This window comes from Dyadobacter sp. CY343 (assembly GCF_021390335.1).
In the GTDB taxonomy this organism is placed as follows: Bacteria; Bacteroidota; Bacteroidia; order Cytophagales; family Spirosomataceae; genus Dyadobacter.
In genome coordinates this window covers 1-18,764 of the sequence record NZ_JAJUXK010000011.1, presented here as the reverse complement: position 1 = coordinate 18,764, position 18,764 = coordinate 1, and the positions used below count along the sequence as shown (strand labels likewise).

The 18,764-nt window shown below is 47.0% G+C and carries 15 protein-coding genes; 7 read left to right on the top strand and 8 right to left on the bottom strand.

What is annotated here, in order from left to right; all coding sequences use genetic code 11:
• Nucleotides 1-7: 7 nt before the first annotated feature.
• The 5 genes from LZG94_RS26070 to LZG94_RS26050 all read right to left on the bottom strand — a co-directional run bounded on the left by LZG94_RS26070 (nucleotide 8) and on the right by LZG94_RS26050 (nucleotide 4,730).
• Nucleotides 8-1,246, bottom strand: coding sequence for a site-specific integrase (locus tag LZG94_RS26070; protein ID WP_233794587.1), 1,239 nt, complete (start codon nucleotides 1,244-1,246; stop codon nucleotides 8-10).
• 292 nt (nucleotides 1,247-1,538) lie between these two features.
• On the bottom strand, nucleotides 1,539-1,754 hold the full coding sequence (locus tag LZG94_RS26065) for an AraC family transcriptional regulator (protein WP_233794586.1): 216 nt from the start codon (nucleotides 1,752-1,754) through the stop codon (nucleotides 1,539-1,541).
• Nucleotides 1,755-2,035: 281 nt separating this feature from the next.
• Entirely contained in the window at nucleotides 2,036-3,013 is a 978-nt protein-coding gene (locus LZG94_RS26060) for a c-type cytochrome (RefSeq protein WP_233794585.1), read from the bottom strand.
• A 1-nt stretch (nucleotide 3,014) separates the two neighbouring features.
• Entirely contained in the window at nucleotides 3,015-4,001 is a 987-nt protein-coding gene (locus tag LZG94_RS26055; RefSeq protein ID WP_233794584.1) for a ScyD/ScyE family protein, read from the bottom strand.
• 390 nt (nucleotides 4,002-4,391) lie between these two features.
• The gene (locus LZG94_RS26050; protein ID WP_233794583.1) at nucleotides 4,392-4,730 is read right to left on the bottom strand and encodes a helix-turn-helix domain-containing protein; all 339 of its coding nucleotides are present in this window, start codon (nucleotides 4,728-4,730) and stop codon (nucleotides 4,392-4,394) included.
• 127 nt (nucleotides 4,731-4,857) lie between these two features.
• On the opposite strand from LZG94_RS26050, the gene LZG94_RS26045 reads away from it, so the two are divergent.
• From LZG94_RS26045 to LZG94_RS26035, 3 genes are all read left to right on the top strand, one after another.
• Nucleotides 4,858-5,253: a DoxX family protein gene (locus LZG94_RS26045; protein WP_233794582.1), complete on the top strand. Its 396-nt coding sequence runs from the start codon at nucleotides 4,858-4,860 to the stop codon at nucleotides 5,251-5,253.
• 127 nt (nucleotides 5,254-5,380) lie between these two features.
• Entirely contained in the window at nucleotides 5,381-5,914 is a 534-nt protein-coding gene (locus LZG94_RS26040; RefSeq protein ID WP_233794581.1) for a DinB family protein, read from the top strand.
• An 83-nt stretch (nucleotides 5,915-5,997) separates the two neighbouring features.
• The gene (locus LZG94_RS26035; RefSeq protein WP_233794580.1) at nucleotides 5,998-7,245 is read left to right on the top strand and encodes a voltage-gated chloride channel family protein; all 1,248 of its coding nucleotides are present in this window, start codon (nucleotides 5,998-6,000) and stop codon (nucleotides 7,243-7,245) included.
• Nucleotides 7,246-7,252: 7 nt separating this feature from the next.
• On the opposite strand, the gene LZG94_RS26030 is transcribed toward LZG94_RS26035, so the two are convergent.
• Nucleotides 7,253-8,806: a SusD/RagB family nutrient-binding outer membrane lipoprotein gene (locus tag LZG94_RS26030; protein ID WP_233794579.1), complete on the bottom strand. Its 1,554-nt coding sequence runs from the start codon at nucleotides 8,804-8,806 to the stop codon at nucleotides 7,253-7,255.
• A gap of 32 nt (nucleotides 8,807-8,838) precedes the next feature.
• On the bottom strand, nucleotides 8,839-12,018 hold the full coding sequence (locus LZG94_RS26025; RefSeq protein ID WP_233794578.1) for a SusC/RagA family TonB-linked outer membrane protein: 3,180 nt from the start codon (nucleotides 12,016-12,018) through the stop codon (nucleotides 8,839-8,841).
• Between the two features lie 334 nt (nucleotides 12,019-12,352).
• Between LZG94_RS26025 and LZG94_RS26020 the strand changes: the two genes are divergently transcribed.
• The 4 genes from LZG94_RS26020 (at nucleotide 12,353) to LZG94_RS26440 (ending at nucleotide 18,238) form a co-directional block, all read left to right on the top strand.
• Nucleotides 12,353-12,772 carry a hypothetical protein gene (locus tag LZG94_RS26020; RefSeq protein ID WP_233794577.1) on the top strand — a complete coding sequence of 140 codons (420 nt, stop codon included), beginning with the start codon at nucleotides 12,353-12,355 and terminating at the stop codon, nucleotides 12,770-12,772.
• A gap of 77 nt (nucleotides 12,773-12,849) precedes the next feature.
• Nucleotides 12,850-14,457 (top strand): murein L,D-transpeptidase, encoded by a 1,608-nt coding sequence (locus LZG94_RS26015; RefSeq protein ID WP_233794576.1) that lies wholly within the window; start codon nucleotides 12,850-12,852, stop codon nucleotides 14,455-14,457.
• Nucleotides 14,458-14,526: 69 nt separating this feature from the next.
• Nucleotides 14,527-17,481, top strand: a complete 2,955-nt coding sequence (locus LZG94_RS26010) for an ATP-binding protein (RefSeq protein ID WP_233794575.1) — start codon at nucleotides 14,527-14,529, stop codon at nucleotides 17,479-17,481.
• A 103-nt stretch (nucleotides 17,482-17,584) separates the two neighbouring features.
• Complete coding sequence (locus LZG94_RS26440) at nucleotides 17,585-18,238, top strand: DNA-binding response regulator (RefSeq protein ID WP_304488642.1); 654 nt, start codon at nucleotides 17,585-17,587, stop codon at nucleotides 18,236-18,238.
• A gap of 37 nt (nucleotides 18,239-18,275) precedes the next feature.
• Here LZG94_RS26440 and LZG94_RS26000 read toward each other — a convergent pair whose 3' ends face one another.
• Entirely contained in the window at nucleotides 18,276-18,605 is a 330-nt protein-coding gene (locus LZG94_RS26000; protein WP_233794574.1) for a hypothetical protein, read from the bottom strand.
• Nucleotides 18,606-18,764: the final 159 nt, after the last annotated feature.

Genomic DNA, 18,764 nt, shown 5'->3' with positions numbered 1-18,764 from the left:
CATTAAGCTAGATTGTTGAGTTGATCAATTCATCTAACAACGGATCACCGATGTCTTCTAAATAGATATCTGTCGTCTTAAGGCTATCATGCCCCAGGCTTCGACCGATGGTTTCCTTTGATATGCCATTCCTGCGGAGAGCTGTTGCATATGAGTGCCTGGCCACGTAGGTGGTTATTGGTTTTAAGATACCAAGGGATATTCCAAGTTCTTTAATTTGCTTGTTTACTCGTGTGAGTATTTTCTTCTTACGATCTCGGATGGACTGGATAGTTGCATGCCGCTTGTAAAGAATGGGGAATAAATAGCCAGCATCGCTATTCCCCTTCAAATCTCTGTAGTATTCTAAGATCTGAATTGCTGCTGGATGCAATCGAAACCTGAACTCCTCCTTGGTTTTAGATCTTACATAGTGAAGCTCTTCGTCTACGATGTTAGTCCATTTGAGTTCAGCCAAGTCGGTAAAATTTAATCCCCTGCAATAAAAGCTGAAAAGGAAGTAATTTCTCGAATTGATTAAGGAGTCGTTTTCAGGATCTATCACCGCAGATGCAATCAGTTCAATCTGATCCCTGGTTATAGCCCTTTTCTTGGTGCGAGGATTATTATACTTAGAAAATGAAAAGTCCTTAAACGGATAATGTGTTTCAGGGTAATACTTTTCCTTTATCCCAGCTTTCCAAAGTGTACGGAATGTTCTCAAGTAAAAACTTCTCGTAACTATAGAGCAACCCCTGTCAATCAGCCAGTTCTCATACTTATTCAAAAATGAAAGCCCAATTGACAACATATCTGGGTCCTTTTGGTTTGTAAAATTTTTTAGGCTTTTCAAAGTTGAAACATAGGACTCTGCGCTTCCCAACCGGTTCAAACTACGAAGCTTGGCGATATGTTCTTCGAAAAGTACAAAGAGCTTCTTCTTCTCGCCTTCCGTTTGGCCTCCGGTCAGCTTTTTTACCAGAGCCTTGACATCTTCGAACGATGGACGTTTGCCTTGTTTGCCAAAGGAAATTATCATAAAATCAACTTCTGACTCTATCGTCCTAAGCAAAAGGTTGATTTCCTTATGTTTTGGATGTATTTTGCTTACAGATTGAGATTTAGGCTGCCATTCCTTTTCACCCGAATATCTCCTTGTACTAACCAGCAGGTTCTTTCTGTCGATAATTATTTGAAGCATTATCGCAAACTGATCTTCCGCTGATTCTTGTTTCTTTCTTAGGACAAACTTGGTTGAAATAGCCATGATGCTGCAACTTTAGGTCGAACATAGGTCGAACATTTCGTGTCTAACGTAAGTTAACCAAAGTTACAAAAAATAATGAAAATGCTCATTTAGAGATGCTTAGGATAATTCTACGTAGAGAAACTTCTTGGAATAATACAAATTTGCTCCGATGGGGTGCTAGGGGTCGCAAGTTCGAATCTTGTCATCCCGACATTGATTATCAGGCCACTTACAGCGAAAGTTGTGAGTGGCTTTTTTTCGAACGTAGGTATTCGTTCTCTTCACAATCGTAGAAAACCTGAAAGAATACTTATCCGCCAATATTCAGACTACGAATATCTTTGGGTGAGTAACCAAATTGCTTTTTGAAAACATACGAAAAGTGGGAAAAACTCTCAAAACCAAGCTCTAAATAAATGGATGAAGGCTTTTTGTTTTCCCTGGTTATCTGAAAATGGGCCTCTATAAGCCGTTTCTTTTGTAACCAATGCCGGGGGCGGTATCCCGAATATTTTGTTAAAGTCACGCTTGAAACCTGCCGGACTTCTTCCGGTCAGTTTAGCAAAATTGTCGATCGGGACATTGAATTTTAAAATTGCGGGCTGCCTGCCCATCAACGATGTATCCCCGGTTAGTTGTGCGGCTCAATTTAATGTCTTCTGTGGCTCATTTAGATCGCTAAGACAAGCGGCAGCCGAGGCAAATCTTATCATCCCGACATAAAAAGCAGGCTTCCAGGTGTGCAACCTAAAAGCCTGTTTGTGATGTGAGTATGCCAATTTAGAACATATCAGCAAACGCATTTCATCACTGAACCTGATTTTTCTCGAATCTTATTATTTGATTTTCAATCGGTTTGACCGTGCTCAGATAAGCAAAGATTGCAGCAAGGTCTTTTTCCTTCATGCCTGCGTACATGGTCCACGGCATTGGGGTATTCAGCTCACCGGGTTTGAGTTTCGGCGAAACGTAACCGCTGTCTGTATACGCTTTAAAACGTGCTACGAATGCATCTTCCGTCCAGTTGCCAATGCCTGTTTTTTTGTGCATCGTGATGTTAGGCGAGCGCACCACACCATTCGGACTTTTAAATTCCATTCCTCCGCCAAACTCAGTTCCAGCTACCACGCTGCCTTTTTCAGTTTTGCTGTGACAATCCACGCAGCCGGTAGCAGTGATCAGATATTTACCATAAGCCACCTGATCCGTTTCCGAAGGCAGGCTCGTGAAAGCAGCTTCCCGGGGCATTGTATTGATAAGGATATTGACAGGAAAGTCAGGCTCAGACTCCGGAATATGAGTCTCCATCGGTGCTAATCCGCGAATGTAGGCGATCACTGAATAAATATCTTCCTTATCCAGCTGCCCGAAACGGTGGTAAGCCATGACCGGAAAAAGTGGTTTTCCGCTTTTATTCACACCGGTTGTGACGGCGCGAAAAATCTCGCCATCCGTCCAACCAGCCAGTGCGTATGGTGTAATATTAGGCGCGTAGAATTTGCCTGGAAAGCCCATTTCCTGCGTAAATGCCTCGCCGCCGCCACCCAGTCCACCTTTAAGAGGTCCCGCATATTGCGACCAGTCGCGTGTGCTGTGACAGTCCATACAAACTGTCACATGATTGGCGAGATATTTCCCGCGCTCGACGCGTGCTGGTGTCAGCTCAATTTTCAGTTTGGGCGCGGGACCGGTATCGGGAAGTCCGACGCTCACATAAATGACTCCTATTGCAATAATTACAACAAGGCCGGCAACTATTTTGCCAATGATTTTAAGCACTTTCACCTTAATAGCTGAGTTTACTGATTGTTCCGTCCTGGTAGCTTAGCAAATAATAGGTTTTATCACCAGCACGCATAATATCGGTCGGCCGCGTGATGCCAGCAAAAAGCGTTTTTCCGTTTTCGTCCAGTACCAAACCTGATTTTGCTTTAAATCCCATTGGGCCGAACTCCCCGTGCTGGATCACAACAGGTTTATTGTTCGCTGAAAGTGTAATGCCGGTCAGTGTCGTGAATTTTGATTTATACACATTCACAGTTCCCTCGTGGTCTACCTGTAAAATATTGGCACTGCCCGGTGCAAAAGGAAAGCCGGTTAATGTACTGACCAAGAGTTTGCTGCCGTCGTAAACGATACCCGTCGGTACTGGTTCAACACCCGGTGCAACGTTGGGGAATTTCGCAAACAATGACAGTTTGCCGGTTGTTTTATCCCTCTTAATAACCGCATTGCTCCCTGAGTCAATAATGTACAGGTGATCGTCAGGCCCGAAAGTGAGATCGTATGTATTCGAATTAAGCGGGTCGGTCAGTTTCAGGCTTTTGACAAAAGTTCCAAGATCCTGAGAAGGAATATCGGCAAGCTTCACGGCCGGGTCACCTGATTTAAAAGAAGATACATCGGCAGTATAAAGCATACCATTCGAACCGTGTAGAAAATACAGGGTCCCGTCTTTATAAATAAGGTGACCAATACCTTCAATCGAACCTTCACGAACCAGCGACTGGAGTCCGGTTACGAATGTTGTTTTAACGCCGGCGGAGGTAAACATAGACACAGTTCCGTCCGTGCCGTTGTTACCTGTCCCAGCCTCGGTCACCCATACATTTGCATGATCGTCAACCGTCAGTCCAATCGGGTATTTTAATCCGCTCGCAAAGGGTTCGGAAGAAAAAGACTCCGGTTCCGCGACTGGCTCCACATGGTCGGTGCAAGCCTGAATGAACATGGACGCAATGATAACATTGACGAATAGTACTAATTTTTTCATTGTCTGGAAAATTGAGTATTTGATTAAGGATTGAGTTTGAAAACCAAAGCATACTGGTCGCGCCGCGTAGGTCGGGCCACGTCGGTCGCGCCGCGTAGGTCGGGCCACGGTGTTGGGCTCTTGTGGCCCGGCCCCAAAATGTCGATTTGGCCGGTGCATCCCGGTTTATAGTGGTGGTTAAAAAGAATAACGTTGAGTAATATGTAGTGCAAAAGAAGACGACAGGGAGCGAAGGCACAATAGCAAATTCTTGCTATGCAATGCTATCTCCTGAGTCACTAATTTTGTCGGATGACAGCGCAACCGAAGCTGTGAGCCTGGCTATCACACAAGGGCTTGTGTAAATGCACATATCTCTTGCCGTTCAGAAAATCTCCAAAGCCGGAACACTTACTTCCCGATGATCTTGACCCGGTGCGCGAGGCCCCAGTAATGGAGCTCTTCCAGGACTTTGTCTAATGATGCTCCGTGCTCGGTGATGGAATATTCAACTGTTGGGGGGAATGTGTCGAAAACCTGCCGCTTGATCAGCTGGTTCATTTCCATTGCTTTCAATTCTTTTGACAAAACCTTATCCGTAATACCCGCTACTTCGACAGAAAGTTGCCTGAACCGCCTCGGACCTGACGAGAGTGCAAATAATATCAACAGTTTCCACCGCCCTTCCAGGGCTTCGAGCGCATCGCGTATGGATAATGCAGTCTTAGGGCAGCCATTTTCGGTTAGCATTTGTGATTCTTTAGTGATTGCGGTGATGCGTTACTACCCTAACTGATAGTATTATCCCACCGGGAAAGTACTGACGAACGGGAAGTGAATGTAAATACTTTTGCTTACTCACAAAAAGACTATCCCAATGTTGATCAGAAAATCTTCCAAAACGCTGCATATATTGTTGCTCGTTATGCAGCTAGCACTGTCATTAACGCTCATCTGGGCCTCTTACATGAAACTGTTCCAGTCGCCGGAACTACTTTCCGGGATGTGGCCATGGACAGGGGAATTGCCGGCCTCATTTGTAAAATTTACCGGTATTATCGACTTCATTGCAGGAATTGGCATCCTGCTTCCCACTTTGGTGAACATCCGGCCTCGTCTGACATTTGCCGCGGCCGCAGGGATTGTGGTACTCATGCTGAGCGCGCTGGTTTTTCACATTTCCAGGGGCGAACCGGCGATGTTCAATATCATTTTTGGTGCACTCGCTGCATTTGTCGCCTGGGGAAGATACGGAAATGCGCCATCCCGTTAATACCGGCTTAACCTTCGTTTTGTACGAAACAAATAGAGAACTACGAGTCAACGCGCTTTCTTAATCAGATGATTAGCGCGGCCTGATTAGATTAGTTAGTTTTGTAAATCACTAAACATGAATGGACATGAAAAAACTTAGACTATTATCGACGCTATTTATAGCGATTACTATGATCCAGTTTGCCAACGCTCAATCGTCGGCAGATGAGATGGTTAAAGAATGGGAAAGAGCGAAAGCCTATACCCAGGAATACCTCGACGCAATGCCTGAGACCGGTTACGCTTTGAAGCCTACCCCGGAAATGCGCTCATTTGCCGAACAGATGCTGCACATTACCGACGCAAATTACGGATTCGCCTCCGCTGCGACTGGCGTAAAAAGCCCTTACGGAATGGGAGAACTGGAAAAATCGACGACAGACAAGTCGAAGGCGAACATTACCAAAATCGTATTGGAAGGGTATGATTTTGTAATTAACGGGATCAAAAAAATGACGCCCGCGCAAATGGCTGAGTCAGTGAAACTTTTTGGTCGTTTTGATATGACAAAAGGAATGGCGCTGATCAAAAACTTTGAACATCAAACTCACCACAGAGGCCAGACAACTGTATACATACGTATGGCAGGCGCTACACCTCCAAAAGAAAAGTTGCTTTAATATTCCTTTATTTCAGGTAGCAGCCACGAAACGGCTGCTACTTCTTTTTGGGCTGTTTTGCCGACCAACTACGCATGAATAGCATGTCAGCACCCCGGTTTCGTCTTCCCAAGAAATTGGTTTTTATAGTTAAGTGGCTGATCCTGTCGGGCATTATCGGCATTCTTGCCGGATCTGCATCTGCATTCTTTTTAGTTTCCCTCGACTGGGCCACGCAGTACCGTGAAACCCACCGGTGGATCATCGCATTTCTTCCGCTGGCTGGTTTTCTGATCGGTTGCATGTACCATTACTTTGGAAAAGAAGTGGAGGCCGGCAACAACCTGCTGCTTGAAAACATCAACCGCCCTTCCAAAATTATTTCACTAAAAATGGCGCCTTTCGTACTGATCGGTACCGTTGCCACGCATTTGTTTGGGGGCTCTGCGGGCAGGGAAGGGACCGCATTGCAAATGGGCGGTTGCCTGGCCGACCAGCTGACCCGACTCCTGAGCTTGCGCCCGCGTGATCGCAGGCTCGTACTGATCGCAGGAGTCGCCGCGGGTTTCGGCTCTGTATTCGGGACACCGCTGGCAGGCGGGATATTCGCACTTGAAGTTTTCCTGATCGGCCGCATCCGGTACGACGCACTTTTGCCGGCATTTGCCGCCGCCATTGTTGCAGACCTCACTACCCGAGCGTGGCAAGTGGGCCACACGCATTATCACATTCCAGCAATTCCTGATCTTTCTGCGCTGAATATGCTGTACGCCGGCATTGCAGGTATTGCATTTGGCGGGGGATCAATGCTTTTTACGAGGCTCACCCATTCTGCCGGAAGCTTGTTCAAACGTATTCCTTTTCCTCCGCTACGGCCATTGTTGGGCGGCGCGCTGGTCGCGGTTGCAGTTTTTGCTTCCGGTACTACCAGGTATATTGGCCTGGGTATTCCTGTTATCCTCGAATCTTTTGAGTACCAGCTGCCTCCTTATGATTTTTTACTAAAAATCCTTTTCACGGCAGTAACACTCGGTGCCGCATTCAAAGGCGGGGAAGTAACCCCGTTGTTTTTTATCGGCGCTACCCTCGGCAATGCACTCTCCTATTTCCTCCCGCTGCCGGTTGGCCTGCTCGCCGGAATGGGCTTCGTCGCCGTTTTCGCCGGAGCTGCCAATACGCCCCTCGCGTGTATTGTATTGGCGATCGAACTGTTCGGCAGCGAATGCGGTGTGTATGTGGCTATTGCGTGTGTCCTCGCCTATCTCTGCTCCGGTCACCGGGGTATTTATAGTGCCCAGATTGTAGGCGAGCCCAAGCATCCTTTTGATAGACGATTTGCTCTAAACAGATAATTTCTCTCTACTTATTCCACCATAAAGAAGTGGTGATATCGTCATTTCCCTGCGCTTTCACGGCATTCTGATAGTTTGCCAGGTTCACACTTTGTTCTTTGGGCGGGTAATATAACCGCAATGGAACACCCTCTCCGAAAAGCGGCTGGAATTTATAATCCGTAGTGGCTCCGTTCGCAGTTCTGCTCCAAACCACGTCGCCTGGTTTTACCAAAAACGTAGGATAACCCGTGCGGCGGATCTCGCTCCAAGCTTCGTCACCCTGGGTATAAAGAGCCAGGTATTTCTGGTTCAAAACGTTCGCTTTATCCGCCTTCGGAAGTGCTGCCAGGTAGGTGGTAATATCTGCCTGCGCTACGCCCCACTTTTGCAGAGAGGCAGTTACGCCATTGATATAAGCCTGCTGATCCCAGTTTTTATATTCAGAAATCAGAAAAGCTACCTCCGCATATTCCTGCAATACTTCGCCATAACTAGCTGCATTCACTGCGGTTCCCGGTAAGCTCACGTCTGTGGCTGTCAGCAAGCCTGCTGCTGCTACCGGCAATCCGTAAGGCTGGCCCACATATTCACCGGCTGCATTTTTGGTTGCATAAATTGGCAAACGCGGGTCCTGCACTTTCACAGTCCCGGTCTGACCTTTCAATGCATTGATCAGCACGTGCGACACGGCAAAATCCTTGCGATTGGCCGTAACCGTAGCGCGGTACAAAGGCGCTTCGTTCGGCGCGAGTGCCTGGTATTTGAACACTGCATTATCTGCATTCGAAGTGAAAACGCCTTTTGCCAATGCATCTTCAAAATGTGCATTCGACTCAGCAGGTAGCTTAGTTCTGATGCGGGTAGCAATACGCAGACGAAGCGAGTTTGCAAATTTGGCCCACAACTCATTTTTACCTTTATAAATCACATCGTAATTCCCGAATGTAGTCGCCGTTTTGTACTTGATCAAGGTGTCACCAGCCGCTTTCAGCTCATTCAGGATATCCTGGTAAATCTTCTGCTGACTTGCATAAGCCGGGCTCAGGTTCTCGGGATTTTGTTGCAAAGCCTGAAATTCAGGATCCGGGTTACCGTAAGATTGGTAAGGTACATCTCCGAAAACGTCGGTCAGGTTCTGGAAAACGTAAGCTTTCAAAATCCGCGCGATCGCGATCTGGTTTGCATTGGTACCCGCCACACCAGCCGCCGCCACGTCTTTTTTGGCCGGGTCGGTATTGAGGATAATGATTTCGTTCAGGTTATTGAGCGCCTTGTAAGCATTGCTCCAATAAGTATCCGAGTAAGAGCGCGGAATATCGTAACGCGATTGGTCACTGTAAATATTCTGACTGTAATACTGCGCAAAAAGCTGGGTTCCGCGCAATGAGCTGTTTTCATTACGAATGTTATCGATCGCCTGTTTTTCAGCATTCAATAAAATGGTCGTCGTGGTCGCATTTTCGGGACGGTTCGGGTCCCTGTTTACTTCCTCGAAATGGCTGTCGCTGCAAGAAGCGAGCAATACTGATGCCGCAACTGCGAGTGAAAAAATGCTTTTCTGATATATGAACTTTTGCATGGTCTTCAATTTTTTACTTTAAAATAGCTGGCTTAAAACTTCACATTCACATTCAAACCGTAAGTCGCCGGCACCGGAATGCTTCCGCCTTCCAATCCCTGAATGTTACCGCCGCTGCTTGTGAATTCCGGGTCAATGTATTTGCTGGCGGTGTAAATGTTCACCAGGTTTCTTCCGTACAGTCCGAAGTAAATCGACTTCACCGTTTTGTTCGCCAGTGGCAGACTGTATCCGAACGTTACCTCACGCAACTTCACAAATGTCGCGTCGAAGATCGTTTGCGGCGTCGGGCCGCTGTATTCGCCCCGCGCCCAGGCTTGCGCCGTAATGCGGGTATCGTTTGGTGAAATGTTGGTTACCTGGTAAGTCCCGTCGGCATTGTAGGTTACCGTTCCTTTCACACCTTCCAGCACCACGCCGGTTTCGCGCACATTGTCGGCAGCCGTTTTTTCGAGCACACCTGCATACATACCTACCTTATAGGTTTGTGAGAAGAATTTTCCGCCCACGCGACCGTCTACCAAAAAGCCGAGGTTGAAGTTTTTGTAGGTGAAGCTATTTTGGAAACCAAACAGATATTTTGGCAAAACACTACCCAGCGGCGTCAATTGCTGCCCGCGCTCGTAAGTTCCGTCCGCTTTGATCACTTTCTGACCGTCGGTTGTGTAGATAAAATCGTTACCCAAAATCTGTCCGTAAGGCTGACCTTCGCGCGCTACCAATGTAACGAGACTGTTCGCCAGCTGGAAAGTATTCACACCCGGCGCAAGCTGGATCACCTTATTCCGGTTCCGCGACCAGTTCAGGCTCGAATTCCATTCAAAACCATTACTGCGGATCGGCGTGCCGGTTAATGTAACTTCCACCCCTTTGTTATTGATCTTACCCGCATTGATCACCTTCGAATCGTACCCGAAAGCGGAAGACACAGGGATATTGATGATCTGATTGCGGCTCACATTGTCATAGTAAGTCACGTCCAGCCCTACCCTGTTTTTGAATGCCTGCAAGCTCAGACCCGTTTCCCACGAACTGGTGATCTCCGGTTTCAGAGCCTGGTTGTTCAGCTGGGTCGGCAGTCTGTAAGAAGCCAGTCCGTCGAAAGACTGGGTTGCTTCGTAGGCGCGTTGCAACTGGTAAGGATCGGTATCATTACCCACCTGCGCCCAACCAAGACGAACTTTTGCAAAATCCAGCCAGCTTACATCTTTAATTCCATTAAGCTCGCTCAGGATCAAACTCGTTGTTAATGAAGGATATGTAAATGAATTCCTTCCGATCGGCAAAGTAGAAGACCAGTCGTTACGCACGGTTCCGTCTACGAAGAGCAAACTTTTCCAGCCCAGTGAGAAACTTCCAAAAAGCGAGTTGATCTGCTTCCGGTACGAATTGGAATTGACCAAAACCGAGCTCGCGTTTTTCAGGTTATAATATTCAGGAATGATCAAACCACCCTGCGTCACTGCGTCGCTGATGCGGCGGCGCTGGCTCATCAGGTTTCCTCCCGCATTCACATTCAATGAGATATCTCCCCAGCTCTTGTTCGCAGAAGCCAGCAACTCGTAGTTGAACTCGCTGAAATTGTTGTTATATTCCTGATATTGAGACTGGGTGCGTGAATATACCGCGATGCGGTCCTGGTATTGGTAATTGTAAAGATCCGCATTCACTTTTCCACTCACTTTTAGCCAGCTGTTTACGTCGTAAACCAGACCTACGTTTCCGTAAAAACGATCCCTGTTTTCGTCCAGGTAACTTTCGTAAGCCGACCAATAGGGGTTATCGATAAATTTGGCAGCCTCGCCCGCTGGCGTATTCTGATAGCCGCTGCGGTTCCACAAAATCTGCGTCCCGTCGGCGCGTTTGTAGTTTTTAAGCTTCTCGTAATCCACCTGTACCGCGCCCCATTGAAATGCTTCCAGGATGATATTCCGGTTGGTAGCACCTGTCCACGGCCGGCCGGTCGAATGGTTTTTGATATAATTGAAATTGTTATAAACCTTCAACTTACCCAGCTGCGAAGAACCCGAAAAGTTGATCGAATTCCGTTTCAATGAAGAATTCGGCACAGTACCTGTTACATTTTTATTGGTGTAAGAAAGCCGGTAAGTTGAATTCGCATTCCCGCCACTCACAGACAAACTGTTTGTATTCGCTACTCCCGTTTCGAAGAAAGTATGCACATCGTTTTTAGGGTAAATCCACGGTTGCGGATTCAGATAGTCCGCAGTATTCTCAGGATCCAGGTTATACCAATGCAAAACGGGTGTTCCATCCAGTTTCGGGCCCCAGCTTTCGTCTACTGCATATTCGGCGATGTTATAGTTGGTACCACCGATATTAGCTTGCTGAAATGTGCTTGAAAAACCGCCGCCGTAGAGTTTCTGGCGTTTTGGAAGACGAACGATATTTTCAAATTCAATACCTGTATTCAGCGTTAGGTTGACCTTGCTGTTTTCTTTTCCTTTTTTGGTAGTAATCAAAATAACCCCGTTTGCAGCGCGCGTTCCGTAAAGTGCCGCCGCCGAAGGTCCTTTTAATACCGAAATATTCTCAATATCGTCCGGGTTCAAATCCTGGATCATGTTACCCACATCTTTTCCACCACTTCCAGAGCTCGTCGCCGCGCTGTTCAAATCCGCATTGTCGATCGGCGTTCCGTCGATCACATACAAAGGCTGGTTGTTTCCTGAAATAGAATTCACCCCGCGCAAAAGTACACGTGACGAGCCGCCCATATTTCCACCGGAAGTAACCACCTGCAAACCCGCAACTTTCCCGGAAAGTGCGCTTAATGCATTGGTTGGACGCGTTTGCAAAGCTTCGCCTTTGATTTCCTGCACCGCATAACCCAATGCACGTTTTTCACGCGAGATACCCAGTGCAGTTACCACTACTTCGTTGAGGATCTTAGTATCGGCTTTCAATGCGACGCTGATTTTGTCAACATTACCGATCGCCACATCCTGAGCCAGGTAACCAATAAAAGATACCACGAGAATAGAGGCATCGTCATTTACATTCAGACTGAAAGCGCCGTCCGCATCAGAAAGTGTACCTGATGAAGTGCCTTTCACAGCCACAGAAGCGCCCGGCAGCGGAGAACCATCGCCAGCGTCGGTAATGATACCGGTGATAACACGCTGTTGCGCGCTGACAAATCCGGTCGCCAGGAAAGTCAGCAGAAAAAGGTATAGAAACCGTATTTTCATAATTGCATTATTGTAAGAGTGGTGAGATTGTTTATTGAGATTACACTAAACCTGTATTGGCCTTTAAGTATTGATTTCGCTGCAAATTTATTAAAAAGTGTCTAAATATTTATTCTCTATCGAATTTATAGAGTAAATAAATTTATTTGTCTTATTCCCTGATTACCAGGTGTCAGTTTATCAAACACAAAGCGCTATTGAATTGTGCCCGGATACAGAGAAATTTTCCGACAAATTATGTCCCACCAGGTTTATACAGAAATATGGCTGATTTCAGGGATGGTGCCGGGCAGATTAAATCCCGAATTTTGCATTGTACCAAATCACAAACACTATGAAACGGATTTCATTTTTGATACTCATACTTTTTCCCCTGCTGGATGCCACGCAAGACGAGGCGCTGCAAAAAGGCAAGTCGGTGTATGTAGAAAGCAATAAAACAGATGTAGGTAAAAGTGCAGGCGAGGAACTCAAAAGTGCATTGGAGGAATGGGGATACTGGAAAGTAACGTCGTCAAAAAGTGAAGCGGACGTGATTTTAAAACTTGATACCAAAATATCCGGCGGCGTTACCTGGACTTCCTGGGGAGGTAAAGCCGTGGCATTGAGCGCGTCATTTGTCACAAAAGATGATCGCGAGATTTGGCAGTCGGAATATTACAAAGCTGCTCCAAACGGCGCAAATGGGTTCAATTCACAATCCGCCTCAGTGCGGAAGCTGGTGAGAGGGTTGCGGAAAAAATTCGATCAGTGATCCGCACCGATTAATCGAAAAAAGATGCGCTCGGGAACGAAATAAAAGTTAAGTTTCGGCGGCCATCTTACTTCTCTATGCGGATCCTATTCTTGTTCGTTATCGCTTGCGGGCTATTTGCTTCCTGCAAAACCAAAGAAAAACAGCAGCCGGAAATCGCGGTGCGGGACACGACCATTAAGGTTGAAAACTCCTTCACCGAGCTTTTTATCGATACAACTGCGCTCGGCCGCTTTGTGGAAACGCGGAGTATGCAGGATAGCACGGTCAATAAGATCCGGAGCTTTTACAATCGACGAAATTATCAGTTTGCCTGGTTTTTCCCCGACGGTATGGCCGATTTTGTGCAGACTTTTCTGAGTTTGCAAAACGATTATATCCACGGTTCAGGCGACAGCTCGCTTTACGACGCGAAACTCATGGCGCAAATTGATTCACTACAAACCCTGAAACGCATTGTTCCGACGGACTCTTTGGTGATCAACACCGAGCTTGCATTGACGGAGCACTTTTTTAACTATACCGAAAAAGCATATTCCGGCGACGGGAGTCTTAATATCCAGGAACTCAACTGGTTTATCCCGCGGAAAAAGATCAACCCCGCCGCCTTTCTGGATTCGCTTTTGAAAAATAAAGGAGAAAATGTAGCGTCTTACGAACCCGTGAACCGGCAATATAATCTGTTGAAAGAGCAGCTTAAACATTATAATAGCCTCAAAAACGAGGATTGGCGAGAGCTGGAACCGGTCAAAAAATTAAAAATGGGCGACAGCTCGCCGGTTATTGCGGAAATAAAAAGAAGACTCGCACTGATGCAGGATATGGAACCTGGCGACTCTACCAATATCTTCGATTCCACGCTGGTGGTCGGTGTAAAATCATTTCAAGCCAGAATGGGCTTCAAGGCGTCGGGAGAGATCGGGCCTGCATTTATGAAGGAATTGAATGTGCCCGTGAGCGAAAGGATTCGCCTGATGCTGATCAATATGGAGCGTATTCGCTGGGTCCCCGCGGCACCGGCAACCGACTATATCCTCGTCAATATCCCCGAATTCCGACTTCACATGTACGAAAAGGGCGAGCTTGCATTTGATATGAATGTAGTGGTCGGCACGGAGGCGCATAGTACGGTGATATTCGCCGGCAAACTCAACCAGGTCGTTTTCAGTCCCTATTGGAATATCCCGCCGGGCATTTTGAAAAACGAAATTCTGCCCGGAATCAAGAAAAACAAGAATTACCTGGCGCGGCATAATATGGAGTGGAATGGAAACAGCGTGCGCCAGAAACCGGGCAAGTCCAATTCACTCGGTTTGGTGAAATTCCTCTTTCCGAACAGCTACAATATTTACCTGCACGATACTCCTTCCAAAAGCCTGTTCGGAGAGTCACAGCGTGCATTCAGCCACGGTTGCATTCGGTTGTCTGAACCTAAAAAGCTGGCTGAGTTTCTGCTACGTAAAGATTCAACCTGGACTTCCGCGAAAATTACAGCTGCGATGAATAGCGGCAAGGAAAAGTATGTGCGGCTGCGGGGTGCAAACGAAATTCCGGTATTTATCGGCTATTTCACCGCGTGGGTAGACCATACCGGCAAACTGAATTTCCGGAAAGATGTTTACGGGCACGACAAAAAAATGGCTGAAAGACTTTTTGCCGAACCTGCGGAGGTAGCTGCAAGGTAATGCATTGCAAGTGCTTGATTATGTGACTTTCAATCGCTAAGTTGTACAATCTTAATTTGTAATAACTGGATGATCGGGATACTGAAGAACATATTCAAGCAACCGAAAAACCTGCTTCTGTTGCTTTGTTGCCTTCTGTATTCCGGCGAAATGCTCGCTCAGTCGGCTGCTGTTCCGATTTCATCTGACAGCCTGATCAATAAAACCAATTCATTTTCGCTACAAGGATTAAAATGGAAATTTCATCCCGGTGATTCGCCTGAGTGGGCCTCTGCGAAGTATAAGGATAGCGACTGGGCTGAGCTGGGAAGTGTTTTTGGAGAAGATAATCTACCAAAAAACTGGAAAGGAATTGGCTGGTTCCGGCTGCGGCTGATCATGGATTCAACACTGGCTGGCCAAACACTCGCTTTTCGGATCAACCACGATGGAGCCTCTGAAATTTTTATTAATGGCATTAAAAAGGGTGGATTTGGTCAGATCGGGCGGAGTAAAGCCGAAACAATTCCGAAACGCGCGCCCGATCAGCTGATCCCGTTCGAAGCCCCGCAATCCGACACGATCCTGATCGCGATCCGGTATGCCAACTATGCGCCGGCATTTGCAAATTTTACAGGTTTCCAGGCCTGGATCGGGGTATATGGAATGATGTTGCCTGTCTTGAAATTGAGCTCAGATAGTCAGGACTATATGTTAATGAGCATTGCCGCCATGTTCGCATTTGCTTTGCTGCATTTGTTCCTCTTCTTTTTTTATCCCAAACAAAAAGCAAATCTGTATTATGCGCTTTTCGTCGGTTTTGCGGCTGCAACGCAGATTTTTCGTTATTTCAATCAGGTAATTTCTGATCCCTACCTGCAAGCATATATGTGGCCGGCTTTCGACGTTTCCAAAACGCTCACTACCATTGCCGCAGGTTTACTGTTATATAAAATTGCAGGTACAAAACTCACCTGGCTGCGGCTCGCGCTGTTTCTGATGCCGGGAATATACTATGTGATCGAGTTCGCCTTTTTCCACGATTCTGCGCATGACGACATATTCAACCTGTATTTTCTGGCGGTCATTATCGATGGGCTACGGGAGATTTTTAAAGCTTCGCGGAATGGGAGAAAAGGTGTCTGGCTGATTGGTTTGGGCATGTTTATTACCGCCCTGTTCTTCTTTTTTGTCGGAGTTGATATACTTGATCTTTTTGCGGGCAAGCTGCATTTGATAGACCGGCTCATGGCGGTCGGGCTGCTTTTTATGCCGCTGTGCTTTTCCATTTTCCTGGCACTGGATTTTGCAAGAACAAACAAAGACCTGAGCCGGCAGCTTGCAGAAGTGGAAGCGCTATCTTCCCAAAAACTGCTGGCAGAACAGGATAAACGTGAATTAATTGAACAACAAGCAGTTACTCTTGAAAAAACGGTAAAAGAAAGAACCGCTCAGGTTCAGGAGCAAGCTGACAAACTGCGTGAGCTGGACACATTTAAATCCCGGTTTTTCATCAACCTGACCCACGAATTCCGTACCCCGCTTACACTGATACTCGGTCCGGCGGAACGTATTCTATCCCAAACCCGGGACATAGAAACGCGCAGCCAGCTCGGCCTGATCGCCAGAAACGCGAAGAGGCTGCTTAAAATGATCAACGAGCTGCTGGATCTGAGCAAACTGGAAGCCGGAAAAATGGAGCTGAACAAAGCTCCTCTGGAAGTGGTCGGATTTATAAAAAGCATTACCTATTCGTTTGAAACGCTCGCGAACCAGAAGCAGGTTAGCATTCATTTTTCAGCGGCTGCGCAAAAATTCACCGCGAATACGGATAAGGACAAGCTGGAAAATATTTTTTACAACCTGATATCCAATGCGGTGAAGTTCACGCACAGCGGCAGCATTTTTGTCTCTCTTATTTTTAATCAAAGAGATCATTCAAATGAGCTGGTCGCCACCGTTTCAGATACTGGCACCGGGATCGCGGCTGAAAAACTTCCCTATATTTTTGACCGGTTTTACCAGGCCGATTCTTCGGATATCCGGCCGCAGGAAGGTACCGGCATCGGCCTGGCGCTGACAAAAGAGCTGGTTGATTTATTGAAAGGTAGTATTGAGGTTAAAAGCGAACCGGGCAAAGGAACCGTTGTAACGGTGCATATTCCAGTGGAAATGGCGGCGGAACAGTCTGATTATGAAAGCATTAAAATAGTGGAGCAATCGCTTTCGATCCCGGTTTCACTTCCTGATCACAATGCATTTTCACGTGCGCCGGATTCGCATCTGGTGTTGGTGATTGAAGATAATGCCGATCTCCGCACGTTTATCCGCTCTTCACTCTCCGGCAATTACCGGATCCTGGAAGCTGAAAATGGCGAACAGGGATTTAATCTCGCATTGGACACAGTCCCCGATCTGATCATCACCGATCTGATGATGCCGGTAAAAGACGGTTACCAGGTTTGTGCGGATATCAAGAGCAATGAGAAAACCAGCCACATTCCCGTTATTATCCTGACCGCCAAAGTAGATATGCCCAGCAGGCTCACGGGCTTGCAAACGGGCGCTGACGCTTATCTCCGAAAACCATTCCACGAGGCCGAGCTGATCGCCCAGATCGAAAACCTGATCACCACGCGGCAGTTACTGCGCGAAAAATACAACAGCAACAACCTCTGGCTCACGCACACCGCCGAACTGCCTTCGATCGAGCAAACCTTTTTAACCAAGATACGCGCCGCGCTGGAAACGCATTTGTCGGACGAAACATACAGTGCTGAGCTGCTCGCGAGCGACGTAAACCTCAGCAGAACACAACTTCACCGCAAGCTGAAAGCGCTGATCAACCAAACGCCCGGCGATCTGATCCGGACTGTACGCATGGAAAAGGCGCTGGAACTGCTCCGGAAAAATGCCGGTACCGTGGCCGAAATAGGGTATCAGGTCGGTTATGGAAATCCTTCTAATTTCTCCACCAGTTTTGCACAGCACTTCGGGTATCCACCCAGCGAAGCATTTAAAAAAGTCGATTTTAGTACCAAATAGGCCCATTTTCGGCTGCTGTTACACATTCAAATGCTTTTGCAACAAATCCAAATGTCGGGAAAAACCGGATTGGCGTGTTTTGTGCTGTCCTAAAACCCTGGCTATGAAACATTGCGTCACACAAGCAATACTGGTTCATCCCCACCCGCTGGAATGCGAGGCGGTGGCGGGCTGGCTCCAAAACAGATCGTCTATTAGTCTGATCGGAAAAAGTGCCTGCCTCGACAGGGTAATGCACATTCCCTACCTGATGGACATTGAGCTCGTGATCGCATTTGCCTACCGCACGGAACATACGGCGGGACAGATACTCGCCCTTCGGAAAATTCATCCCAACCTGAAATTCCTGCTTCTTGGCCCCAGCTCCTCCATGAAACTGGTAAGAGAGCTCATCCGCTCGGGTGTCAGCGGCTACATCGGGATCGAAGCAGAAATCGACGAATGGGAACAGGCGATCCGGTCGGTTTCGGAAGGAAAGATCTATTATGGCCAGGAAGTAATGATGCGACTGTCGGAGTCGCCGATCGGACAGTCGGACGCGCAGCCTGCGCCTAGCACAACGAAAGATTTTCTGAGCAAAAGAGAAATAGAAATCCTCCGCCTGGTAGCCAGCGAATATTCCACCAACCGCATTGCCACCGAGCTTTTCATCAGCGGCAAAACCGTAGAATCCCACCGCCGAAACCTCTTCCAGAAACTGGGCGTAAAAAACTCCGTCGGGTTGACGAAAGTAGCGGTTAGGCTGGGGGTTGTTTGAAGAGTACGTCGAGAATACAGTCGTTCGACGGAAAATCCTAATCAAGGAAACCGTATTTCTTTTTAAGTTTGCCTTTTATAGTTGTGGAATGTATAATCTGAGTTCTGACCAGAGAGAAGTCTTCGTCACTCAGTTTCCCAATAATAATTCCAGGTCTGGCTTTTATTGCTTCGTTGATTTCGTCCCTGGGAATCGGCCTCAATTTGGAGCAGTCAATAAGGCATTTGTGATCTAAGTAATCCCGTCCTTCCGGTCCAAACTCAATCTGTTGTGCCTTAAAATCAAGATTCCAGTTAACCTTCTCGTTTAATTTGGTATTGAAGAAGACTGATACTACCGTTAATTTATCTCCCGTTTCGCCGACCACTACTAATCTCTTAATTTTTGGAGGATCGGTATTGGAATTGCAACAATAAAGCGGACAAGATATTAAGCCGCAATTTTTTGTTTGTGTAAAAGCTCCTCAAACTCTTTTGGTGAAACATATCCTAAGGCCGAGTGGAGCCTTTTTCTATTATACCAGGTT